Source organism: Streptomyces achromogenes subsp. achromogenes, from assembly GCF_000720835.1.
Classification (GTDB): domain Bacteria; phylum Actinomycetota; class Actinomycetes; order Streptomycetales; family Streptomycetaceae; genus Streptomyces; species Streptomyces achromogenes.
On record NZ_JODT01000023.1, the window covers coordinates 26,205 to 48,316 of the forward strand.

Consider the following 22,112-nt stretch of genomic DNA (forward strand, 5'->3'; position numbering starts at 1 on the left):
AAGGGGGATGGTTTGCGGGCGGGCCGCTCAGGCGGCGCCGCTGAGCTGGAGGCCGACGACGCCGACGATGATGGCGAGGATGCCGAGCGCCTTGCGCCAGTTCAGGCGCTGGCCGAAGAGCAGCGCGCCGAGCAGGGTGATGCCGACACCGGCGACGGACGTCCAGATGGCGTAGCCGACACCGACGTTGAAGGTCAGCAGCGCCTTGCTGAGGAAGAAGGTCCCGAGGGCACCGCTGACCAGGGTCGCGATGGTCCACTTGCGGTTCTTGAAGCCCTCCGCCTTGCCGGCGGCGATGGCGACGGCGATCTCGAAGATGTCCGCGATAGCGAGGTAGAGCCACTGCATGAGAAGTCCTTGTGTTCGGTGGAGGCCGGGCTTACGGGGGCAGCCGGCCGTGGAGGGACGCCGTATGGGGCGAACGGTGGTGGCCGCGGCGGACCGGTGAGCCGCCGGGACACCGGCGGGAGTGCGCACCGCGCCGGGACGATCGGGACGCGCGGCACGCCCGCCGAACGCGACGGTGCACCGGGGAAGCCGGGACGTTTCGCTTCAGGTCAGCAGCCGTCGATCCCGCAGGCGGCGCCCCCGGCGACCGCCTGTTCGGCCTGGGCGTCGAGCACGGCCTTGCGGACCTGCGCCGCGGTGGGTACGCCTTCCAGGCGGTGCCGTTCCGCGACGATGATCGTGGGGGCGACGGAGACGCGGTACGCGGCGGCCGTCCGCAGCGCCTCCTGATGGGCCTCGGCATAGGTCCCGGCCGTCAGCGCCTCCGCGAATCCGGCTGCGTCCAGACCCAGTTCGGACGCGATGTCGGTGAGGACGTCCAGTTGACCGATGTCCCGGTTCTCCTGGAAGAAGGCCCGCAGCATCCGCGGGGTGTACTCCGCGGCCTTGCCGTGCTCGGCCGCGTACTGGTAGCCCTCGAACGCCAGCCGGGTGTAGGGCTGCGGCGAGACGGTGGGCAGGGTGATGTCCACGCCCATCCGGCGGGCCATCGGATACACCGAGCGGGCCCAGATCGCCGGCAGGTACTCGTCCTCCGGCCGCAGCGTCGGGGTCGGGTAGGGCCGCAGCTCGAACGGCATCCACTCGATCTCGACGTCCAGGTCGTGGGTGGCCTCGTGCAGCGGGCCCTCGGCCAGCATGCAGAACGGACAGACGTAGTCCGACCAGACCTTGATGCCGACCTTGCCGGTTTCCGTCCCGGTCACATCCGCCTCCGGTTGAGGGCGAGGAATTCCTCGAACGGCTTCGTCGCTTCCGGGAGCGGCAGCGAGGTGACCTCGATCTGCCAGTCCGCGGGGTCCTTGGCGAAGATGGAGTACGACCCCGAGTAGTCGAAGCCGTACCGCGCCGCCGTCTCGCGGTCGGCGACGTGGACGATGTGGCCGACGTTGAAGTGCAGGGAGGCCATGTAGCACAGGGCGCAGGGCTCGCCGGAGGCGATCAGGGTGGCCCCGGCGGTGGCGTGCAGCCCGTAGGTGGCGGCGGCCTCGCGCAGGGCGACCACCTCCGCGTGCGCGGTGGGGTCGTCGTCCTCGCGGACCCGGTTGACGCCGGTGCCGAGGATGCGGCCGCCGTTGACCACCACACCGGAGAACGGGATACCGCCCTTGGCGACGTGTTCGCGGCTGATCCGCACCGCCTCACGGGCGTACTCGGTCAGCTCGCTCTCCGAGAGCTCGAAAGTGGACATCCGCACTCCCCGGCTCAGACCGTGGCCGGGCGACAGGAAAAACCGCCGCCGAGGGCCAGGACGGAACAGACCGGCCGTAACGAAGCGGTCTCCCCCTTCGGCGGACTCGCGGATGTCATGGGATCCAACACGGGAACCTCCATACTTGCTTGTACGTGCATATTCCTGCGCCCCATGGAGCCCGGCGGCAGGGGTCTGGGAGCAGCACGAAGCTTGCATGAACATGTATCTTGTTGTCAATGCGCCGCTGAGAAGGAGTTGCACCATGACCACGACCTCCTATACGCCGGCCGCCGCGTCCGACCAGGCCATGTGGGGAAAGGTCCTCGCCCTGCACGCGCACGTCGAGCGCCGGCTCACCCAGGCCCTGCAACGCAAGCACGGCATCGGGCTCTCGGAGTTCCGCGCCCTGGAGTGCCTGGTCCACGCGAAGGCCGGCGAGCTGCGCATGCAGGAGCTCGCCGACAAGGTCGGCCTGGGGCAGAGCTCGGTGACCCGGCTGGTCGGCAGGCTCTTCGCGGCCGGTTTCGCCTTCCGGGACCTGTGTCCGGGGGACAAACGCGGCGTGTACGCCGTCATCACCGACGAGGGCAAGGAGCGCTACGCCGATGCCCGAGGCACCTATTCCGAGGTCCTGAGCGCGGCGCTGAACACCGCCGGCGCCACCCCCGAGCTGGCCGGCACGGTCCAGGCGCTGCGCAGCGCCCATTGAGCGCCCCCTTCCCGCCACCCGGCTCCCCCACGAAAAATTCCTCGAAAGCCGTCCTCCGGGACGGCTTTCGGCGTTTGCACACCCCTTCCGGCCTGCCCCGGACGGGCCCCCGGCCCCGCTCCTCCACGACGCCTCCCGGCACTCCGGCACCGTGACGACAGGCGTTGCAGCCGGAACACTTGGTTCACCAAGCAAATACGGAGCGCAACCATCCGCCTCCGCGGTGTGAGATGCATCACTGTATGCAGGTCAATAACATGCTTGATTCTGCATACAGCTCGGGTACGGTTGATCACGCCTTGATCACGGGGAGTGACGCAGAGCCCTTCGCACGGTCACCATCGGGCTCCGCGGGTTCTTTGGCGCGATTCATGCGCCGCCTCCCTCCCGTTCCGATCAATCTTCGCTTGGACAGGTGCACGACTTGGCAGGTGCACGAATGGGGGAACCATGTCTTTGTTACGCCTTTTAGACGTGCTCGCCGGGCACGCCCGGCGCCGGCCCGATCAGGTGGCCCTGGTCCGGGGTGAGCAGCTGGTGACGTACCGGCAGCTGGCCGGTCTCGCCGAGGACTTAGCCGGTGCCCTGGCCGGCCTCGGGCTCGACCGGCGGCAGCCGCTGTGCGTGCCCGCGCACAAGACGCCCGCGACGATCGCCCTGCTCATCGGCGCCTTCCAGGCCGGTTACGCGGTTCTCGCGCCCTCGCCCGAACTGGGCGCCTCCGCCCGTGCGGCGCTCGCCGCGCAGGCCCGGTGCTCCCTGGTCCTGACCGTCGACGACCACGGGGTGCTCGACACCTCCCCGGTCGTCGCGGACGAGCGGGCCGCCCGGGGCTTCGACCCCGTGGACCCCGCCACCGCTCCCCTGCTGCTCACCACCTCCGGCTCCACCGGCACGCCGAAGATCGTGCCCATCCCGGATGACGCCTTCGAGCGGTTCGCCGACTGGGCGGCCGACCGGTTCGGCCTCACCGAGCGGGACACCCTGCTGAGTTACGCGCCCCTGAACTTCGATCTCTCCCTGCTCGACGTCTGGACCGCCCTGCGCCTGGGCGCGCGGTCCGTCCTCGTGGCACAGGAGTCCAGCGCGGACGCCCGTCACCTGCAGGAACTGGTCACCCGGCACGAGGTCACCTTCGTCCAGGGGGTGCCCATGCTGCACCGGCTGCTCACCCAGGACGGTGCCGTCCATCCAGGCGTCCGCACGGTGATCTCCACCGGGGACGCACTGCCGCCGACGCTGCTGAAGCAGATCGGGACGGCCTTCCCCGGGGCCGGCTTCCACAACGTCTTCGGGTGCACCGAGACCAACGACAGCTTCCTCCACGACATCGATCCCGCGCGGGCCGGCGAGGAGACCCCCATCGGCCGGCCGCTGCCCGGGGTGCGGGCCCTGCTGCTCGACGACGAGGGGCGCATCCTCGACGGCCCCGGCACGGGTGAACTCCTGGTGACCACCCCGTTCCAGACCCGCGGCTACCTCGAACGCTCCCGCAACGAAGGCGTGTTCGTGGCCGCTCCCGACGGCGGCGACGAGGTCTTCTACCGCACCGGCGACCTCGTCAGCCGGGACGCCGACGGCCTGTACCGGCTGCGCGGACGCACCGACTTCCAGGTCAAGGTGCGCGGGGTGCGGACGAACGTGCAGGAGGTCGAGAACGTCCTGGCGGCCCATCCCGACGTCGCCGAGGCCGCCGTCGTGGCGATCCCCGACGCGGAGGCCGGCTACCGGCTGCACGCCCAGGTGACCCGGCGGCCCGGCACGTCGCTCACCTCGCTGCGGCTGCGCACCCACAGCGCCGAGCGCCTGCCCCGTCACGCCATCCCGTCCTCCGTGCTCGTGGGCGACGTCCCGCTGCCCCGCACGTCCACCGGCAAGCCCGACCGCAACCTCATCAAGGCGGCACGACAGAAGGGAAACCCCTCATGACCTCCCTGGCAGAAGAGATCCGCGGCTATGTCGTCGCCGAGTTCCTCGACGGCGAGGACACGGCGGACCTGACCGCCGACTTCGACCTCATCACCAACGGCGTCGTCGACAGCCTGGGCGTGGTCCGGATCGTCTCCCACCTCTCCCGGACCTACTCGATCCCGGTCGACGACATCCCCCTGGTCCCGGACAACTTCCGCAGCATCGGCGCGATGTCGGCGTTCGTCGAGGACGCGACCAAGGCCGCCGCCTGAGCCGGCGCCCGCCTTCCCACCACACACCCACAGGTGCTCCCGGAGCGCTCCTCGGGGTTCTTCCGGGAAACCCCTCACACCCAAGGAGACTGACATGATCGTCCGCAGCATCAGCGATCTGGCCCCCGTCGAGTGGGGCAACGGCACCAGCCACCGACTGCTCACCGAGGCCGACGGCATGGGATTCACCGTGTGCGAGACCCTCGTCCGCAAGGGCACCCAGAGCGCCCTGCAGTACCGCCGTCACCTCGAGGCCTGCTACTGCACGGGCGGCTCCGGCGAGGTCGTCACGGCCTCCGGCGAACGCTTCAAGATCACCGAGGGCACCATCTACGCCCTCGACGAGCACGACCCGCACTACCTCATAGCCTCCGACTACGAGGACCTGAGACTGGTCTCCGTCTTCAGTCCGGCCCTGCGCGGCGACGAGAAGCACACGCTGTCCCCCGACGGCTTCTCCCAGTACTGAGTTCCCGCGGTGCGGGGCCCGCGCCGACGGCGGCGCGGGCCCCGGCCTCGGCCCCGACCAGCGACGTACCGGAAGGCAGCACCCGCATGACACCCGCACCGTCCGCACCGCGGACCTCGGACACCGCAACCGGCACGGGCCCCGGCACCGGAACCGGCACGGACACCGGCACGGACACCGGCACGGACCTGTACACCCTGGCCGCCCCCTGGGCGGACGAGCTCAACCGCGACATCGACGAGTGGGACGCCCGCGCCGAGTTCCCCTGGGACAAGTGGAAGGCGGTCCAGCGCTCCGGACTGCTCACCGTCCCCTTCGAGCCGCGCTACGGCGGCCGTGGCGCCGGCCTGACCGACACGATGCGCGCCCTGGAGGGCTTCGGGCGCACCTGCCGCGACGCCGGCCTCGGCTTCTCCGCCTCCACCCAGATCGTCAGCGTCGGTGTCCCGTTGCAGGCGTTCGGCTCCGAGGAGCTCAAGTCCCGCTTCCTGCCCGGGATCGTCGCCGGCGACCTGGTCACCGCGCACGCCATCACCGAGCGGGACAACGGCTCGGACGCCCTGAACATCTCCACCACGGCGGTCCGGGACGGTGACGACTACGTCATCGACGGCGGCAAGATGTTCATCACCAACGCGCCGATAGCCGACCTCTTCCTGCTGTACGTGCGCACCGGCGCGCCCGGCCCGTTCGGGCTGAGCGTCTTCCTGGTCGAGCGGGACACCCCCGGCCTGCGGGTCGGTGAGCCGCTGGACAAGATGGGGCTGCGCACCTCGCCGCTGAGCGAGGTGACCTTCGAGGGGCTGCGCGTGCCCGCCGCCCGGCGCATCGGCCAGGAGGGCGCCGGCTTCCTGATCCTCGACCATGTGATGAAGCGGGAGATCCTCTTCTCCTTCTCCCTCACGCTGGGCGAGATGGAGCACCGGCTGGAGCGCGTGGTCCAGTTCGCCAAGTCCCGCCGCCAGTTCGGCGAACCGATCGGCTCCTTCCAGGGGGTCGCGCACCGGATCGCGGACATGAAGATCGCGGTGGAGACCGCCCGCAAGTGGCTCACCGACACCGGGGCCAAGGTGGCGGCCGGCCAGGACGCGTCGCTCGACGTCGCCGCGACCAAGACCGTGGTCAGCGAGGCCAACAAGCGCACCGCGCTCGACGCCGTCCAGATCTTCGGCGGGCAGGGCTACCTCACCGCCACCGGCATCGAGCGGGACGTCCGCAACGCGGTCGGCGGAACCATCTACTCCGGCACCAGCGAGATCCAGCGCAACCGCATCGCCTCCCTCCTGGGCCTGTGATCCGGGCCCTGACGAAAGGATCAGCATGACCGCGCTCACCGCGGACGACCTGCGACGACTCACCGCGCCCACCGACTTCCTCGACTACGAGAGCGACCCCGTCCAGTCCTTCGTCGACGAGGCGGTCGGCGACCGCGGCGCGGACAAGCGCCGGCTGGCCGTGGAGCTGTACTACGCCGTCCGCGACGAGGTCTTCTACGAGGTGTACGGGGCCGACCTGTCCGAGCGGGGGCTGCGGGCCAGTCACACCGCGGCCACCCGCAAGGGGTTCTGCCTGCACAAGTCGGCGCTGTACGCGGCGGCCTGCCGGGCCGTCGGCATCCCCGCCCGGGTCCACTACGGCGATGTGCGCAACCACCTCGCCTCGGACCGGCTGCGCGCCCACATCGGCGGGGACGTCTTCTTCCACGGCCTCAACTCCGTGTACCTGGACGGCAAGTGGGTCAAGGCCACCCCGGTCTTCAACAAGCTCCTGTGCCGGCTGTACGGGATGAAGCCGCTGGAGTTCGACGGCGTCACCGACAGCCTGCACCACCCCTTCGACGACCAGGGCCGCCAGAGCATGGAGTTCCTGACCGACCACGGCGGCTTCGACGACGTGCCCTACGAGTTCGTGATGGCGAACATGCGCCGCAAGCACCCCGGCTTCCTGGACGCCGCCGGCACCGGCACGGTCCGCGGCGGTTCGCTGGCCGCCGAGGCGTCCGTCTGACCCGGCCCGACGACAAGGAGACACCGAGATGAGCACCATCCGAGCGCAGAAGGACGGCTGGGAGGCGCGGGCGCGCGTCGGCGTGGTCGTGCCGCACGCGGACGTCGGTCCGGAGTCGGAGTTCCAGGCGATGGCGCCCGAGGACGTGTTCGTGCACGGTTCGCGCGTCCACTTCGGCGCGATGCGGGCCGGGGGCGAGATGGACCCGAAGATCCCGCACGACCCGGTGCGGGCCTTCGTGGAGCCGCCGCACATCGACGACGCGGTGGAGCTGCTGGCCGCCTCCCCGCTCGACGTGATCGCGCTCGGCTTCACCAGCTCCGCCTACGTCCTCGGGGCGAGCGGCGAGAAGGAGCTGTTCGCCCGGCTGGAGGAGCGGACGCGGGGCCTGCCGCTGACCGGCACCACCACGGCGGCCGTGGCCGGTTTCACCGCGCTCGGCGCCCGGCGGATCGCCCTGGTCAACCCGCCGTGGTTCGACGACCGGCTCTCCGGGCTCGGCGCGGACTACTTCACCGAGCAGGGCTTCGAGGTCGTCCACCACGGCCCGTGCGGGCTGCCCAGCAACCAGAAGCTGATCACCCCCGGGGCCCTGTCGGAGTGGATCCGTGCCACGGTCGCCCCGCGGCGGCCCGACGCCGTCCTGGTGGCGGGCAACGGCATCCGGGCGGTGGGCGTGATCGACGCCCTGGAGCGGGAACTGGGCTTCCCGGTCCTGACCGCCAACCAGGTGCTGTTCTGGCACGCCCTGCACCTGGCCGGGGCGCGGGAGGCGGCCGAGGGGATCACGGGGTACGGCAGGCTGTTCGGCACCCGGCCGGCGGGGGGCGCGGCATGAGCCTGCTGGCGGCCGACGGACACGTGGCCCTGTTCGTCACCGACGAGGGGGACGCCCGCCAGCTCCCGCTGGTGTGCTGGCGCGACAACGGCACCGCCGTGCACGGGATGGTCCTGTACCGGGGGGCGCTGCGACAGGCCGAGCAGGTCCCCGGCTTCCGCCGCTACGCCGGTCCCCTGGAGCACGACACCCCCGCACCCCTCGGGTACGTCTCCGGCTACCCCCTGGAGAGCGACACCCTCGTGCGCCGGGGAAACGTCTCTTTCCACCCCTGACGGACGGCTGACGGGCGTGGAGGGGTGAGCGACTCCACGCCCGTTTAATTTGCATCTCAGATGCAACTTTCCCTAGCGTGGCGGTGACCCGACATCTCACGAGGAGTCGTGATGCTGACCGAGCAGTCCGCAGCCACCGTCCGTGCCACCCTGCCCGCCGTCGGCGCGGCCATCGGCGAGATCACCGAGCGGTTCTACGACCGTCTCTTCGCCGCCCACCCCGAACTGCTGCGGGACCTGTTCAACCGGGGCAACCAGGCCGCCGGCACCCAGCGGCAGGCCCTCGCCGGTTCCATCGCCGCCTTCGCCACGCACCTGCTGGACCACCCCGACCGGCGGCCGGACGCGATGCTCGCCCGCATCGCCCACAAGCACGCCTCCCTGGGCGTGGCGCCGGAGCAGTACCAGGTCGTCCACGAGCACCTCTTCGCCGCGATCGTGGAGATCCTCGGCGAGGCCGTCACCCCCGAGGTGGCCGCCGCCTGGGACGAGGTCTACTGGCTGATGGCCAACGCGCTCATCGCGATCGAGAAGCGGCTCTACGAGGAGAGCGGCGGCCCCGGCCCGCGCCCCTGGGAGGTGGTCGAGCGGGTCGAGGAGACCGCGGACGTCGTCACCTTCCGGCTGCGCCCGGCGGACGGCGGCCCGGTCACGGCCTTCCGCGCCGGCCAGTACGTCTCCGTCGGCGTCACCCTGCCCGACGGCGCCCGGCAGATACGGCAGTACAGCCTGACCGGGGCACCGGCCGAGTCGGTGCGCCAGTTCAGCGTCAAGCGGGTGCACGGCGGCGCCACCCCCGACGGCGAGGTCTCCACCCACCTGCACGCCCACGTGCGGCCCGGTGACGTCCTGGAGCTGTCCGAGCCCTACGGCGACCTCGTCCTGGACGCCGGCGACGACACCCCGCTGCTGCTCGCCTCGGCGGGCATCGGCGTGACCCCGATGATCGCGATGCTGGCCTGCCTCGCCGAGGGCGGCTACCAGGGCCCGGTCACCGTGGTCCACGGCGACCGCTCCCCCGCCGACCACGCCCTGCGCGCCGACCACACCGCCTACGCCGGCAAGCTGTCCGACGCCGGCACGCACTTCTTCTACGAGCGGGACGCCGCGCCGGGCACCCGTACCGGCCTGGTCGACCTGGCGGACATCGCCGTACGGCCCGGCACCCGCGCGTACCTGTGCGGCCCGCTGCCGTTCCTGCGCGCCGTCCGCGCCCAGCTGATCGCCAAGGGCGTGGCCCCGGCCGCCATCCACTACGAGGTGTTCGGCCCCGATCTGTGGCTGGCGCAGGGCTGACGGACGGCCCGACCAGCCCCGCGGAAACCGACCGGGACCCGGCCGCCGGCGTTCGGCCCATCGGACCAGCCGAGTAGCACGCGGCAGGTCCGTCGCCCACGATGAGGGCACCAGACCCTCATCCCAGGGACGGCACCATGCCTACAGGACGACGCACCGGGCCCACAGGACGACGCACCCGCCCCGCCGGCCGTGCGCGCCGGACCGCCGCAGCGAGCGCCCTCGGCGGCGTCCTGCTCGCCGGCGCGCTCGCCGGCTGCGGCGGCGACGGCCAGGACACCGGTACCCCCGCCCGTACCGGCACTCCCCGTACCCCGAACGCCTCCTCCTTCAGCGGGGAACTGCCCTCGGCCCTGGCGTCCTCGGCGTCCGCGGCCGTCAGCTCGGCGAGCGTCTCGGCCTCCGCGGCGGCCTCCTCCGCCTCGGCGCGCGCCTCGGAGTTCGAGGCGTCGGTGGAGGCCGAGACCCAGCGCAGGAACGCGGCGGCGGAGAAGGAGCTCAAGAAGGTCCACGGCCGCGGCAACGCGCTCGCCGAGGTGGGGATGACGGGCATCCCCAGGGCGGAGACCGGGGGCATCCTCGCGGTCCGGGTCACCATCACCAACAAGACGGACAGCGAGGCGTCGTACGCCGTGCAGGTGGACTTCAAGGACGCGGACGGCAAGGTCGTCGAGACCCGGTACGCCGCCGCCGAGCGGCTGCGGCCGGGCAAGAAGGAACAGCCGATCGTCTTCAGCCACCGGCCGCCGGAGCCGCGGCTGACCCCTGTTCTCGCCAAGGCGCAGCGCTACTGACCCACTCGCGTGACGCCGGGCCGGTTCGTCTGTTCCCGGGACCGGCTCAGTCCCCTTCCGCAGGCCCCCGCGAGATACCCAGCAGCAGGGGCCCGGTCGGGTCGGCGACGATGTCGGCGATGGTGACCGGGTCCAGGGTGGCGAAGAACGCCTCCTGGGCCCGGCGCAGCGCCCCCCGCAGCAGACAGCCGGAGCGCAGCGGGCAGCCCGGCGCGCCCTCGCAGTCCACCACGTCGCCCTCGCCCTCGAAGGTGCGCACCACCGCGCCCACGGACGCCGTGCGGCCCTTCTCCGACAGCGCCAGCCCGCCGCCCCGGCCCCGGCGGGCGTCCACCAGGCCCAGGTGCTGGAGCTCGGCGACCACCTTCGCGGCATGCGTGTACGGCACCCCCATGTCGGCGGCGACCTGGCGGGTCGTGGGGGTGGCGTCGGCGGCGACCGCGAGTCGCATCAGGACGCGCAGGGCCAGATCGGTGGAGCGCAGCAGCCGCATACGGCGAGCGTAGGTACTGCGCATCCTGGCGCCAAATCATCCGTGCCGCTGTGAGATCCCTACGGAAGTCGGCCCTTCCCGCATTACGATCAGCGAGCCCCACCGTCCCCACCCACTCCTCTCCAGAAGGACACGTCTCATGGGCTCCGGCAAGAACAGCAGCACCGCTGCGCGCAAGGCACGCATAGACGAGATGCGGCGCGCCGAGCGTGCCCGGGACCGCCGCAACCGGATCCTCGTCATCGCCGCCAGTGTGGTGGTCGTCGCCGGTCTCGTCGTCGGCGGCGTGGTGCTCGTGGACTCGCAGTCGGACGGCAAGGACTCCACCGCGAGCGGTGACGCCAAGGGCTCCGGCGACACCGGGCACTTCACCACCGGCAAGGACGGGGTGCGGACCTGGTCCGGCAAGCTGGCCCGGACCCACGTGACGACCAAGGTGTCGTACCCCATGCACCCGCCGGTCGGCGGCAACCACAACCCGGTCTGGCTGAACTGCAACGGTGACGTGTACACCGCGCCGGTGCCGGAGGAGAACGCCGTGCACTCGCTGGAGCACGGCGCGGTCTGGGTGACGTACACCGCCAAGGCGCCCAAGGCGGACGTCAACGCGCTCGCGGCGAAGGTGAAGAGCACGCCGTACTCGATGATCAGCCCGTACGAGAAGCAGGACGCCCCGCTGCTGCTGTCGGCGTGGGGCCACCAGGTGGCGGTCAAGAGCGCGAAGGACCCGGAAGTCGACAAGTTCTTCGCGACCTACGTCCAGGGTGACCAGACGCCCGAGCCGGGCGCCTCCTGCACCGGCGGGGTCGTGAAGTGAGCGGGCGTTCCCTCGGCTGGGTCGCCGGGACCGCGGCGGCGGTGCTCGTCACGGCCGGCGCGATCACCTACGCGGTCGCCCAGGACGGCGGCGGCTCCCCGGCGCGGACGCCGGACGCGGCGTCGGCCGACGCGGGCTTCGCGCGGGACATGGCCGTCCACCACCAGCAGGCCGTGGAGATGTCGTACATCGTGCGGGACCGCACGAAGGACGAGGAGGTGCGGCGGCTCGCGTACGACATCGCGCAGACGCAGGCCAACCAGCGCGGGATGCTGCTGGGCTGGCTGGATCTGTGGGGGCTGCCGAAGGTGTCGGCCGACCCGCCGATGACCTGGATGGGCATGGGCGACATGCCTCCCGGCAAGGACGGCGCGCTGATGCCGGGGATGGCCACCAACACCGAGCTGAAGAAGCTCCAGTCGCTGAACGGCAAGCAGGCGGAGGTTCTCTACCTCCAGCTGATGACGGAGCATCACAAGGGCGGCATCCACATGGCCGAGGGCTGTGTGGACAAGTGCGCGGTCGGGGTGGAGAAGCGGCTCGCGCAGGGCATGGTGGACGCGCAGCAGTCGGAGATCGAGCTGATGGCGGGGATGCTCAAGGAGCGGGGCGCGCGCCCGCGTTCGTGACACAAGGGATGAAATCCTCCCACCTGAACGCTGCTTGATCGTCTCTTGACTCCCCCGTTCCCCTGGCATGAACGGTTCATCGCAAGAGTGGCCCCACCAGCCACTATCCGCAGGTGAACCGCATCGCAGGGGGTTCTATGAGATCCGACCGCGCCACCATGCGCGCCGGTGTCGGCATGGCGGCGACACTGCCGCTGATCGCCGGCGCGCTGGCGCTGGGCATACCCGCGGCCCACGCCGCCGACGGCCCCGCACGTGACGTGCTGAAGGGCACCAAGCCGCTGTGGGCCACGGCCAAGGCGGACAAGGGCGCGACCCCGGACGGCGCCCGGGTCACGGCCCGCGTCTACCTGGCCGGCCGGGACGCGGCCGGCCTCGCCGCCTACGCCAAGGCGGTGTCCGACCCCGCTTCCCCGCTCTACGGCAAGTACCTGAGCGCCAAGCAGACCCAGGCCCGCTTCGGCGCGACCAAGGCCCAGGTGGCCGCGGTGAAGTCCTGGCTGACGTCGGCCGGTCTGACCGTCACCGAGGTCACCCCGCGCTACGTCGCCGTCTCCGGTGACGTGGCCGCCGCCGAGAAGGCCTTCGGCACCCAGCTGCACGACTTCACCAAGGGCGGGAAGACCTACCGCGCCCCGGCCGCGACGGCCACCGCGCCCGCCTCCCTCAAGGGCGCCGTCCTCACGGTCACCGGCCTGGACAACGCCCCGCACAAGGCGCGCCACGCCGACCAGCTCCCACCCCCGGACGCGGTGTTCAAGAACTCCGGCCCGTTCTCCTCGTACTACGGCTCTCAGCTCGCGACGACGCTCCCGGACGCCTACGGCCGGAAGATCCCGTACGCGGTCAAGGGCTACACCGGCAAGCAGCTGCGCGCCGCGTACGGTGCGGGCACGTACACCGGCCGCGGGGTGCGCATCGCGATCACGGACGCGTACGCCTCGCCGACGATCGCCTACGACGCCGCGCGGTACGCCGTGAAGAACGGCGACGCGGCCTGGAAGACCGGCCAGCTGCACCAGGTCCTGCCGAAGAACTACACCAAGACCGAGGAGTGCGGCGCGGCCGGCTGGTACGGCGAGGAGACCCTCGACGTCGAGGCGGCCCACGCGGTGGCGCCTGCCGCCGACATCACCTACGTCGGCGCGGCCTCCTGCTACGACGACGACCTGCTGGACTCCCTCGGCAAAATAGTCGACAACCACCTGGCCGACATCGTCTCCAACTCCTGGGGCGACATCGAGGCCAACCAGACGCCTGACCTCGCCACCGCCTACGACCAGGTCTTCCAGCTGGGCGCGGTGCAGGGCATCGGCTTCTACTTCTCCTCCGGCGACAACGGCGACGAGGTCGCGGGCACCGGTACCAAGCAGGTCGACACCCCGGCGAACTCGGCGTGGGTGACGGCGGTCGGCGGCACGTCGCTGGCGGTCGGCAAGGGCGACACCTACCTGTGGGAGACCGGCTGGGGCACCGAGAAGTCCTCGCTGTCGGCCGACGGCAAGAGCTGGGAGAACTTCCCCGGCACGTTCACCTCCGGTGCGGGCGGTGGCACGAGCAGGACGGTTCCGCAGCCGTACTACCAGAAGGGCATCGTCCCGAAGTCCCTCGCCACGGCCAACAACGCCGCCGGCAACCGGGTGGTCCCGGACATCGCGGCGATCGCCGACCCGAACACCGGGTTCCTGGTGGGCCAGACGCAGACCTTCCAGGACGGCACGGAGCGGTACGACGAGTACCGCATCGGCGGCACGTCGCTGGCGGCGCCGGTCATCGCGGCGGTCCAGGCCCTGGCCCAGGAGGCGCGCGGCGGCGCACCCCTCGGCTTCGCCAACCCGGCGATCTACGCCAAGTACGGCGAGAAGGGCGTCTACCACGACGTCACCGACAACCCCACGGGCTCCGGCCTCGCGGTGGCCCGCGTCGACTTCGCCAACGGCCTCGACGCGACGGACGGCCTGCTGTACTCGGCCCGCACCCTCGGCCACGACAGCTCCCTGTCGGCGGTGAAGGGCTACGACGACGTGACGGGCGTGGGCTCACCGGCGAACGGGTACGTGGAGTCTTTCCGACGACACTGAGTCGCCGTGCTGCCCGGGGGCGTGAGGTGCACTGCCTCACGCCCCCCTTGGCGCCGCCGGCGCTCCGAACGAGAGACTGACAGCCCGCTTTTCCGGACACCGGGTGCACGCCGGGATACGGTGGGCTGCCTGAGCGACTGCTGAGCGGCCGTGCCGCTACGGGGCGGGCGCCTCCTGGAAGGATGAGTCCGTGGCCACGTACGTCTGCCCCAGTTGTGACATCGACTTCGGCTACCCGCAGGGCCTGGCCATCCATCAGGAGCTCGGCTGCGAGTGGGGCGACGACGGGACCGACGGCGGTCCCCAGTACTGCTGCGGCATGATCTACGAGGACGGCGAGTCCACCTGCCTCAGCTGCGGAGAGCCGCTGTAGCTCTGCGTTTCGCGGGGTCAGCGGCCGGAACACTGGATACGCGGCAGCCCGAGGGAACGCAGGGTGCCGGGCGGCACATCAGCTCCTTCGAGTACGTCGGCCAGCCGTAGGGCACGGTCGGCGATGAGCAGGTCACGGGGTTCGTCGGGTACGACGTGTCCGGCGCGGGTCAGCCATGCGGCGATCTCGCGCCAGGAGTAGAACTCCGTACCACCGGAGGAGGCTTCCGGTTCGGGGAACCCGTGGTGCCTGGCCAGTTCGAACAGCTCCGGCCCACAGCGCTGGGCCGCCTCCGCCAACGTCACGGTGTCGCCGTAGCGCACGCCGACCGCGCGTAGTCCTGGGATGAGCAGGATGTCGCGCGCCACCCGCGCGACGGCGTCCAGGAGCGTCGGGGCCTCGATGTCACACGACAGCTCCCGCAGCTTGTCCGGGTCCGGGCGGTGAGGGTAGTCCTCGGGGTTCTCAGGTCCCAGCGTGTACGACACCGAGCCGTCCGCGAAGGCGTCGCAGTGGTCGAAGGCGTCGGCCTGCTCGGGAGTGAGGGGCTGATTGACCAGGAGGGTGAAGCTCCACTCGGACACGGCGACGCCCTTTCAGTGCTGGTGGCCCTGGACGAAGCGGTCAATACGCTTTGCCTCGTTTCCAGGATTCTTCGGGGTGCCCGAGACGATGTGACGCGCTCCGCACGAGCAGCACACCACCCAGCCCCATCGATGCCCGTTCTTGTCCGGCACCACCTGGCAACCCGCTCTCCTCGCCCGGTCGAGAGCCGCCGCGACATCTCCGTCTTGGTGCCGTCCCTTGGAAATCACGGCAGGACACTACCGGCCGTATGGAGTCAACCACGGTGTGCGACACGTGAGCCGTCGTGTCGCTCGCTACTGCGACTTGAGGGAGGTGATGAAGGGGGTCCAAGCGGTGGCGGGGAGGATGAGGGCGGGGCCGTCGGGACGCTTGGAGTCTCGGACGGGGACAAGGCCGGGGATATTGTCGGCGACCTCTACGCAGTTGCCGCCGTCACCGTTGCTGTAGCTGCTCTTGAACCAGAGAGCGTCACTCAAGTCGATCCGGTTGCTTGCCATTTCGGTAATCCTCTGCCGCGGCCTTGATCTTGGCGAGGGACGTGTCTGGTGACAGCGCGACGGCCCTGAGCCGATCGTATGCCTTGCGGTACTGCTTCACGAGCGCCGGATCATCGATGGTGTCGCCGCTGTAAGAGGCCTCGGTATAGATCAGCTGCGGGGCGTCCGGAAAGGACATGATCATGACGGAGGCAGCCATCAGGGGATACGCCCCCTGCTTCCGCGGAACGATCTGCGGAGTGATGCGGCGCCGGTCCGCCAGATCCACGATGCGATCGAGCTGCGCGGCCATGTCCGCCGACGCCACGATGGCGTCTACGAACAACGACTCATGCAGGATGGCCCAGTACTCCGGGACAGAGTGGTCGTCCTCGAAGAGGCGGGCGCGGTCGAGTCGCGCCCGCACCTTCTCCTCGACCCATTCGTCGGAGGCCGATGGGTGGGACGACTGGACCAGAGCCCGCGCATACGGAGCGGTCTGCAACAGTCCAGGCAGGGTGCTGGGAGACCATTCCTCAATGGACTCGGCGTACTTCTCCGCCTCCAACACCTTCTCGAAGTACGCGGCATGCCCGGTCCGCCGCGCCTTCCGCACGTCCTCGCAACGGCGCTCGAAGAAACCGTCCGTCCCCAGGACCCGATCCGCGTGCCGGGCCAGGTCGAGGGGCATGCGTCGCTCTCCTCGCTCGATGTCGCTGAGGTAGGTCTTGCCGTAGAAGCTGCCCTTGAGGAACGCATCCAACGACAGCCCCGCCGCCTCCCTCTTCCACCGCAACTCCTTGCCGTAAAAGGCGGGGACGCTGACCGAACCGTCGATGTCCTTGCCGCGCGCCATCGTTCATCCTCCTCCGCTGCCGTGATCGCGAACGCGAAACCCCTTTCACGGTAGCGAGCCCGGCGACATTCTGTGAGGCGTTCGTCACACACCGCACAGAAGGTTGCAGCCCCCACATGTCAGACCACTCCCCCGCGCCCTACACCGTCGCCCTCTGCGTAGAAGAACTACGCGCCACCCTCGCCCTGCACGGCATCACGCTCCCGTCCCTCCAGGTCGACCTGCCGAGCTTCGCGGATTCGCACAGCGCCGGTCTCGTGTCGCTCGGGAACTGCAACACGACCACGGCCCGGGCCCTCGCCGCCGCGCTGCGAAAGGCGGCGGACGAATGATGACGTCGCTGGAGTTCCACCTGCTGGCGACGCCGAAGGCCGCGCCGGACCTTCGTCACCAGCTGCGTGAGCATGGTTACGACGTCCGGCTGTGCGTGACCGAGTTGCTGACGAATGTCATCGACCACTTGGGCGACGGTACGCCGGTGACCGTGCGCGTCATCGGTACGGCGCCCCATCACGGCCGTACCCGGATCGAGGTGACCGATCCTGATCCGCGCGCGTTGCCCGTTCTGCTCTCCGCGACGGCGTCGGAGGAGTCGGGGCGGGGTCTGGCGCTCGTGGACGCCTTGGCCGAGTGCTGGGGCGTGGTGCAGGGGCCCGACTGCAAGACGGTGTGGTGTGAGCTGAGGAACTGAAGAAGTTGCCGTGGGGCCGCCCGCTTCTTGGCCAGTGTCGTGCCTCCGCGAGGTGAGTCAAGGGCGCTGCGCGTCGCCTTCGGCGATGGCCCTGCGGGCCACCCTTGACACACCTCGCTCCAGCACGGGGAAGAAGCGAGCGGGCAGCCCGGGGAAAGTGGCCGGCTGAACCTGACCGGGCCCTGCCGTCGGCTGCGTTCGCGTCCTGGGTCGGGGATGCGCGCCCGCGCCTCGCCAGCACGCCGGGGCGGTCTGGCGGCTGACGGCCGGGCGCACGGGCCCCAGGCTCGCCTTCGGACTCCGTCGGCGGCCGAGGCAACCGGGCTGCACCCACTCCACCAGGTAGGTTGTTTTGGAATACCTGTCCATAACCACCCCCCTCTCGCCGAAACCGCACTACGATCGTGTCGCCCTCGCGCACTCGTCCCCGCCGGACCCGCCCCGTCCGACCGGCCCGCTGCGGTCGTACGGATCGATCTCCCTGTCGGCCTCGTCCGCCCGGCGGTCCGCACCGAAGGGCGGGGTGAAATAGCCCGTGGGGGCGCCACAGCCGCCGTTGGTCATGGTGTATTTGTACGAGACGATCGAGAACGTGCCCGGCTTGGTGATCACCTTGTCCGGGTCGTCCCAACTCATGACCAGCTCGCGCCGGATGATCGTGCGCACGATCTCGTCGCCGCCGCCCGCGTCCGCGCGGGCGACCGGGTAGACGAAGGTGACGTCGGCGGTCACCTGGAGCGCGCCGCGCTCGCCCTCCTGGTAGGTGAGCCGGCCCCGGGTCTTCACGACGCTGCCGACCAGACGGGCCTGGGAGGGTCTGAAGCGACTGAAGAGGAGCAGGGGGTCGCTCTTCTCGCCCGGGGTCCGGAAAGCGGTCTTCAGGAGGTCTTGGACGTCCCGCTGGTGCGGATTGATCAGCGCGATCGCCTCCTCCGGGCGCTCGCCCCGCAGCACCCCACGGTCCAGGCTCGACGCAACGAGGAAGTCCCGGCTGCGGGCGAGGGCCCGCTCGACCTCTGCCGTGCTCATCCAGCCGACCGCCCTGGCCTTCGGCACGGTGATCCCCGCCGCCCCACTCGCCCAGCGCGCCGCCGGCGAACCACGGAACGGCTCCTGCGCGGTGGGTCGTTGGGCCGCCTCCGCCGGGGGAGCCTGGGTCGGGCGGCCGGACTCGCCTGCCAACGGCGCGGAGTCACGGTCGTCGCCGGCGAACAGGTCCACTGTCCGCCCCGGCGCGAGCGCCACCACGAGCAGTGTCAGCAAGGCCAGCAGTCCGACCACGTACCAGCCCGTGCGCCGCTTGGGTCGCGCGGGCGTGTAGCTGCGCCAGCCCTCCGCACCTCGAGCGGGGTCCGTACGCAACCGCTTTGCCACGTCGCGGGCCCGTGCCGACGGCTCCTTGGGCGCGTCGGCGGCGCCCGCCACCGACTCGCGCAGAAACCGCTCCCACTCCTCGTCGGACCTGGACGAGCCGTCCGGTCCCGTACCCGCGCCCATCCGCCAACCCCCTGCAATCGGTAGACCCGCAGCCCGCTCCCCCGGGACGCGTCCGCATCATGGCACGGAGCACTGACAGCGAGCCTGGCTGGGCGGACGGCGTGGGCGTCCCTCTTTCAACTCGCCACATCGCAGCCGTATCCGGTCGATGGTTGTTTTGGAATGCCTGGTCCAGAGAGAGGGTCCCCCACCCGCCCCCCCGCCGACCCCCGGGAGCTGTCCGGCGCCTGCGGCGAGTCGGCCGTGGCCAGTTCATCGCGCAGCGCCTCAACCCCCCGCGCCTGCTCCGGCTGTTCACGCCGATCCGGCCGAGCAGGAGGTTCGCGATCAGACGGACGGCGGACGGCCGGCGGATGGGATATGATCATCACAAGCAAGCGGGCGAACACAGCCTCGCTAGCGGTGCGTTGGTGGTCCAAGGAAAGACGCCCCACTTCCTGTGGGGAGATGCAGGTGCAAGGCCTGCCCGGCGCTCGATCGAAAACCCGCCCCGAGGATTCTCGGAGCGGGTTTTCTGCTGAAGCGGCACGGTATCGGCGAGTTACGCGGCGGACGCCCAGGGGTGTCCCGGGTGCACACGGGTGAGCAGTTCGGCCAGGGTCTCGCGCTGCGCGGCGGTCATGTGCGGGACGGTCGCCTCGAAGTCCGCCTGGTCCTTTCGCCGGGCGTGCTTGGCCTTGAACAGCAGGACCAGTTCGGGTGCCAGGTACGGGATGCCGTCCCGGGTGCGGTGGATGATCTCGCTGTAGGGAAACCGGATCCTCTCGTCGCGCCGGCAGATCCAGGTGTCACCGTCGTGCGGTTCGCGGAACACGTCGAGCAGGTAGTTTCCCGTGGCCGGATCGCGGAGCCATGTCTGATGCACGGCGGCCAGGGCCTCCGCTGGGGCGCCCTCCCAGATCCGGCCGCTGCCCACCGCGTCGAAGACGTAGCCGGGGAAGCGGCGGCGGACCTCCGGAAAACTAGCGGCCGGAATCGCGATCTCGATGTCTCCATGAGCGCGCGTCCGCTTGCCCCGGAACAGGTCCAGCGCCCACCCAGCGGCCACGCACCAAGGCGCACCGATCCCGGCCAGCCGCCGCGCGACCTCACTCGGGGTCCAGCAGGACGACCACCTGGCGTGGAGGGCTTCGATCTCGTCGGGTGACACCTCGATGCCACCGCTGGGCAGCTGCTCGCTCACCCCGGGAACCTACCAGCGGAGTTCAAGCCCCTGGCGGTGGCAGGTGCTCGGAGCCGGTGAGCCGTTTTGGAATGCTTGTCCACAAACAACCCCCCTCACCGCCACCCCCCATTACCACCACCGCCTCCCTCCATTACCACCACCGCCCCCTCCATTACCGCCGCCGCCACCGCCACCACCGGCGCCATCACTGCCACCACCGCAGTCACCCCTCCCCCCACCCCACCCACTCACCCACCGGCCGTATGCCGCCAAGCCCACCCGGCGTGCGGGCGAGAGGCGAACGCGCACCCGCCACCGAGGCGGAGCCGCTTAACCTGCCCGGCGTGCTGGCGAGGCGTGAGCGCGCACCCCTGCCGACGGGGTCTCGTAGCCCACCCATGGGTCCGGTACCGGGCTGGGCCACTGTTCCTTCGGGCCGCTCGCTCGCTTCTACCCCGGGCTGGAGCGAGGTGTGTCAAGGGTGGGCCGGAGGCCCATCGCCGAAGGCGACGCGCAGCGCCCTTGACTCACCTCGCGGAAGCCCGACACTGACCAAGAAGCGAGCGGCCCCACGGCCACTTCGCAAGAAACGCACCTAGAGGAACACATGGGCATCGAACTGGAGCTGCGGCAGCGGAACACCGTCGTACGGCGATCGTACGAGCACGGAGAAACCCTCGCGCTCGCACTGGACACACTCGTCCCGCCGGGACAGGGCCGGCTCTCGCAGATCGACCCCTACCGCGACACCCGGTTCACCGAGAGCGACGCGCAGGCCGCCCTCCCCGAGATCGCCGCCCTGGTGGACAAGTGCACCAGCCCCTTCCAGGAGGCCGCGCTCCTCGATCTCGCCGAGATGCTGAAGGCATGCGCCACGACACCCGGCGGGTGCCTGTGGTTCATCGGTGACTAGGAGTCTCCACGGCCGACGGCACATGCGCGGCCACCACTCGCCCGCCGTGCGCCACCGCACGTCGGCGGTCCACCCCGTACGCCACGCCGGCCACGCCCAGACCCAGCACCGCCAGCAGCGCGCCGGCCGGCGCGGGGGACGTCGTACCGAAGCCCGCCGAGAGGGCCAGGCCGCCGAGCCACGCGCCGCCCGCGTTGGCCAGGTTGAACGCCGCCTGGTTGGCCGAGGAGGCGAGGGAGGGGGCCGCGGACGCCTTCTCCATCACCATCAGCTGGAGCGGGGAGCCGGTGACGAACGCGGCCATGCCCAGCAGGGCGACCGCCAGCGCCGCGCTCCACTCCGCCCGCATCAGCAGGGGGAACAGGAACAGGACCAGCACCAGGGAAGCAAGGCCGCCGAACAGGGTGGCCCGTAGGGAGTGGTCCGCCAGGCGGCCGCCCAGCAGGTTGCCCGCCGTCGCGCCCACGCCGAACAGGGCCAGCAGCAGGGTCACGCTCGTCTCCGCGTAGCCCGCCGTGTCCGTCAGCATCGGGGTGACGTAGCTGTACGCCGCGAACAGCGCGCCGAAGCCCGCCACCGTCGTACCGAGGGCCAGCCAGACGGGAAGGGAGCGCAGGGCCGCCAGTTCGCCGCGCAGGCCCGCCGTGGGGGCGGGGGCGTGGTCGCGGGGGATCAGGAGGGCCAGGGACGCTATCGCGGCCAGACCGATCGCGCTCACCGCGAGGAACGTCGCCCGCCAGCCCAGGTGCTGGCCCATGAGTGTCGCGGCGGGGACGCCCGCGATGTTGGCGACGGTCAGGCCGAGGAACATCAGGGACACCGAGCGGGCCTTGCGCTCCGGCGGGACCATCGCCGTGGCGACCACCGCGCCCACGCCGAAGAAGGCGCCGTGCGGCAGGCCGCTGAGGAAGCGGGCCGCGAGCAGCGAGGCGTTGCCGGGGGCGAACGCCGACAGCGCGTTGCCCGCCACGAACAGGGCCATCAGCGCGATCAGCACCGTACGGCGGGACATGCGGGCGGTGAGCGCGGCCAGCAGCGGGGCGCCGATGACCACGCCCAGCGCGTACGCCGAGACCAGGTGCCCGGCGCTGGGGATCGAGATGTGCAGGTCGTCCGCGACGTCGGGCAGCAGGCCCATCATCACGAACTCGGTCGTACCGATGCCGAAGGCGCCCACGGCTAGGGCGAGCAGGGCCAGGGGCATGAGGGACCTTTCAGAGCGGAGAAGGGGGAACGGAAAGTTTCGCAGTATGTTCCCGT

The 22,112-nt window shown here is 70.8% G+C and carries 27 protein-coding genes; 17 read left to right on the plus strand and 10 right to left on the minus strand.

All coding sequences use genetic code 11. From position 1 onward, the window contains the following. Window positions 1–27 precede the first annotated feature (27 nt). The 3 genes from IH25_RS0123540 to IH25_RS0123550 form a co-directional block, all read right to left on the minus strand. Window positions 28–348: a DMT family transporter gene (locus tag IH25_RS0123540; protein ID WP_030613965.1), complete on the minus strand. Its 321-nt coding sequence runs from the start codon at window positions 346–348 to the stop codon at window positions 28–30. Between the two features lie 209 nt (window positions 349–557). Next, window positions 558–1,214 carry a DsbA family oxidoreductase gene (locus IH25_RS0123545; RefSeq protein WP_030613968.1) on the minus strand — a complete coding sequence of 219 codons (657 nt, stop codon included), beginning with the start codon at window positions 1,212–1,214 and terminating at the stop codon, window positions 558–560. After that, window positions 1,211–1,699, minus strand: a complete 489-nt coding sequence (locus IH25_RS0123550) for a nucleoside deaminase (protein ID WP_030613979.1) — start codon at window positions 1,697–1,699, stop codon at window positions 1,211–1,213. Before IH25_RS0123550 ends, IH25_RS0123545 begins: the two co-directional genes overlap by 4 nt. Window positions 1,700–1,964: 265 nt before the next feature. On the opposite strand from IH25_RS0123550, the gene IH25_RS0123555 reads away from it, so the two are divergent. The 10 genes from IH25_RS0123555 (at window position 1,965) to IH25_RS0123600 (ending at window position 10,273) form a co-directional block, all read left to right on the plus strand. Further along, on the plus strand, window positions 1,965–2,411 hold the full coding sequence (locus IH25_RS0123555) for a MarR family winged helix-turn-helix transcriptional regulator (RefSeq protein WP_030613982.1): 447 nt from the start codon (window positions 1,965–1,967) through the stop codon (window positions 2,409–2,411). A 450-nt stretch (window positions 2,412–2,861) separates the two neighbouring features. Then, entirely contained in the window at window positions 2,862–4,340 is a 1,479-nt protein-coding gene (locus tag IH25_RS0123560; RefSeq protein ID WP_030613984.1) for an AMP-binding protein, read from the plus strand. Continuing rightward, window positions 4,337–4,594, plus strand: a complete 258-nt coding sequence (locus tag IH25_RS0123565; protein ID WP_030613987.1) for an acyl carrier protein — start codon at window positions 4,337–4,339, stop codon at window positions 4,592–4,594. The genes IH25_RS0123560 and IH25_RS0123565 overlap by 4 nt, the downstream gene beginning before the upstream one ends. A 94-nt stretch (window positions 4,595–4,688) precedes the next feature. Then, window positions 4,689–5,063 (plus strand): ectoine synthase, encoded by a 375-nt coding sequence (locus IH25_RS0123570; RefSeq protein ID WP_030613990.1) that lies wholly within the window; start codon window positions 4,689–4,691, stop codon window positions 5,061–5,063. An 86-nt stretch (window positions 5,064–5,149) separates the two neighbouring features. Further along, window positions 5,150–6,358 carry an acyl-CoA dehydrogenase family protein gene (locus IH25_RS0123575; protein WP_078844376.1) on the plus strand — a complete coding sequence of 403 codons (1,209 nt, stop codon included), beginning with the start codon at window positions 5,150–5,152 and terminating at the stop codon, window positions 6,356–6,358. A 25-nt stretch (window positions 6,359–6,383) separates the two neighbouring features. After that, entirely contained in the window at window positions 6,384–7,070 is a 687-nt protein-coding gene (locus IH25_RS0123580; RefSeq protein ID WP_030613996.1) for a transglutaminase-like domain-containing protein, read from the plus strand. A gap of 28 nt (window positions 7,071–7,098) precedes the next feature. Next, window positions 7,099–7,908 carry a maleate cis-trans isomerase family protein gene (locus IH25_RS0123585; protein WP_030614000.1) on the plus strand — a complete coding sequence of 270 codons (810 nt, stop codon included), beginning with the start codon at window positions 7,099–7,101 and terminating at the stop codon, window positions 7,906–7,908. Next, complete coding sequence (locus tag IH25_RS37755) at window positions 7,905–8,183, plus strand: DUF6253 family protein (RefSeq protein WP_037655482.1); 279 nt, start codon at window positions 7,905–7,907, stop codon at window positions 8,181–8,183. Before IH25_RS0123585 ends, IH25_RS37755 begins: the two co-directional genes overlap by 4 nt. 111 nt (window positions 8,184–8,294) lie before the next feature. Continuing rightward, window positions 8,295–9,479, plus strand: a complete 1,185-nt coding sequence (locus IH25_RS0123595; protein ID WP_030614002.1) for a globin domain-containing protein — start codon at window positions 8,295–8,297, stop codon at window positions 9,477–9,479. 137 nt (window positions 9,480–9,616) lie between these two features. Beyond that, the gene (locus IH25_RS0123600; RefSeq protein ID WP_030614005.1) at window positions 9,617–10,273 is read left to right on the plus strand and encodes an FxLYD domain-containing protein; all 657 of its coding nucleotides are present in this window, start codon (window positions 9,617–9,619) and stop codon (window positions 10,271–10,273) included. 46 nt (window positions 10,274–10,319) lie between these two features. On the opposite strand, the gene IH25_RS0123605 is transcribed toward IH25_RS0123600, so the two are convergent. After that, a complete protein-coding gene (locus IH25_RS0123605; protein WP_030614008.1) occupies window positions 10,320–10,766 on the minus strand; it encodes an RrF2 family transcriptional regulator in 447 nt (148 codons plus the stop codon). 139 nt (window positions 10,767–10,905) lie between these two features. On the opposite strand from IH25_RS0123605, the gene IH25_RS0123610 reads away from it, so the two are divergent. The 4 genes from IH25_RS0123610 (at window position 10,906) to IH25_RS0123625 (ending at window position 14,666) form a co-directional block, all read left to right on the plus strand. Continuing rightward, a complete protein-coding gene (locus tag IH25_RS0123610; protein WP_030614009.1) occupies window positions 10,906–11,583 on the plus strand; it encodes a DUF3105 domain-containing protein in 678 nt (225 codons plus the stop codon). Beyond that, window positions 11,580–12,212, plus strand: coding sequence for a DUF305 domain-containing protein (locus IH25_RS0123615; RefSeq protein ID WP_030614011.1), 633 nt, complete (start codon window positions 11,580–11,582; stop codon window positions 12,210–12,212). The genes IH25_RS0123610 and IH25_RS0123615 overlap by 4 nt, the downstream gene beginning before the upstream one ends. Before the next feature lie 137 nt (window positions 12,213–12,349). After that, window positions 12,350–14,293 (plus strand): S53 family peptidase, encoded by a 1,944-nt coding sequence (locus tag IH25_RS0123620; protein WP_030614013.1) that lies wholly within the window; start codon window positions 12,350–12,352, stop codon window positions 14,291–14,293. Window positions 14,294–14,483: 190 nt separating this feature from the next. Next, window positions 14,484–14,666, plus strand: coding sequence for a hypothetical protein (locus IH25_RS0123625; protein WP_030614015.1), 183 nt, complete (start codon window positions 14,484–14,486; stop codon window positions 14,664–14,666). Between the two features lie 17 nt (window positions 14,667–14,683). On the opposite strand, the gene IH25_RS37760 is transcribed toward IH25_RS0123625, so the two are convergent. The 3 genes from IH25_RS37760 to IH25_RS0123640 all read right to left on the minus strand — a co-directional run bounded on the left by IH25_RS37760 (window position 14,684) and on the right by IH25_RS0123640 (window position 16,586). Then, entirely contained in the window at window positions 14,684–15,250 is a 567-nt protein-coding gene (locus IH25_RS37760; RefSeq protein ID WP_037655484.1) for a hypothetical protein, read from the minus strand. A 297-nt stretch (window positions 15,251–15,547) separates the two neighbouring features. After that, window positions 15,548–15,751 carry a DUF397 domain-containing protein gene (locus tag IH25_RS0123635; RefSeq protein WP_030614023.1) on the minus strand — a complete coding sequence of 68 codons (204 nt, stop codon included), beginning with the start codon at window positions 15,749–15,751 and terminating at the stop codon, window positions 15,548–15,550. Then, window positions 15,723–16,586 (minus strand): helix-turn-helix domain-containing protein, encoded by an 864-nt coding sequence (locus tag IH25_RS0123640; RefSeq protein WP_030614024.1) that lies wholly within the window; start codon window positions 16,584–16,586, stop codon window positions 15,723–15,725. Before IH25_RS0123640 ends, IH25_RS0123635 begins: the two co-directional genes overlap by 29 nt. Window positions 16,587–16,702: 116 nt before the next feature. On the opposite strand from IH25_RS0123640, the gene IH25_RS0123645 reads away from it, so the two are divergent. Next, entirely contained in the window at window positions 16,703–16,918 is a 216-nt protein-coding gene (locus tag IH25_RS0123645) for a hypothetical protein (protein ID WP_030614026.1), read from the plus strand. Beyond that, window positions 16,915–17,277: an ATP-binding protein gene (locus tag IH25_RS0123650; protein WP_030614028.1), complete on the plus strand. Its 363-nt coding sequence runs from the start codon at window positions 16,915–16,917 to the stop codon at window positions 17,275–17,277. The genes IH25_RS0123645 and IH25_RS0123650 overlap by 4 nt, the downstream gene beginning before the upstream one ends. Before the next feature lie 396 nt (window positions 17,278–17,673). Here IH25_RS0123650 and IH25_RS0123655 read toward each other — a convergent pair whose 3' ends face one another. Both IH25_RS0123655 and IH25_RS0123660 read right to left on the minus strand, forming a co-directional pair. Continuing rightward, window positions 17,674–18,774 carry a hypothetical protein gene (locus IH25_RS0123655; protein ID WP_030614030.1) on the minus strand — a complete coding sequence of 367 codons (1,101 nt, stop codon included), beginning with the start codon at window positions 18,772–18,774 and terminating at the stop codon, window positions 17,674–17,676. Between the two features lie 541 nt (window positions 18,775–19,315). Continuing rightward, complete coding sequence (locus IH25_RS0123660) at window positions 19,316–19,957, minus strand: nucleotidyltransferase domain-containing protein (protein ID WP_030614032.1); 642 nt, start codon at window positions 19,955–19,957, stop codon at window positions 19,316–19,318. A gap of 589 nt (window positions 19,958–20,546) precedes the next feature. On the opposite strand from IH25_RS0123660, the gene IH25_RS0123665 reads away from it, so the two are divergent. Continuing rightward, window positions 20,547–20,852 carry a hypothetical protein gene (locus tag IH25_RS0123665; RefSeq protein ID WP_030614036.1) on the plus strand — a complete coding sequence of 102 codons (306 nt, stop codon included), beginning with the start codon at window positions 20,547–20,549 and terminating at the stop codon, window positions 20,850–20,852. Here IH25_RS0123665 and IH25_RS0123670 read toward each other — a convergent pair. Continuing rightward, window positions 20,839–22,056, minus strand: a complete 1,218-nt coding sequence (locus IH25_RS0123670; RefSeq protein WP_030614038.1) for an MFS transporter — start codon at window positions 22,054–22,056, stop codon at window positions 20,839–20,841. The two genes, IH25_RS0123665 and IH25_RS0123670, sit on opposite strands and share 14 nt — an antisense overlap. Window positions 22,057–22,112 lie beyond the last annotated feature (56 nt).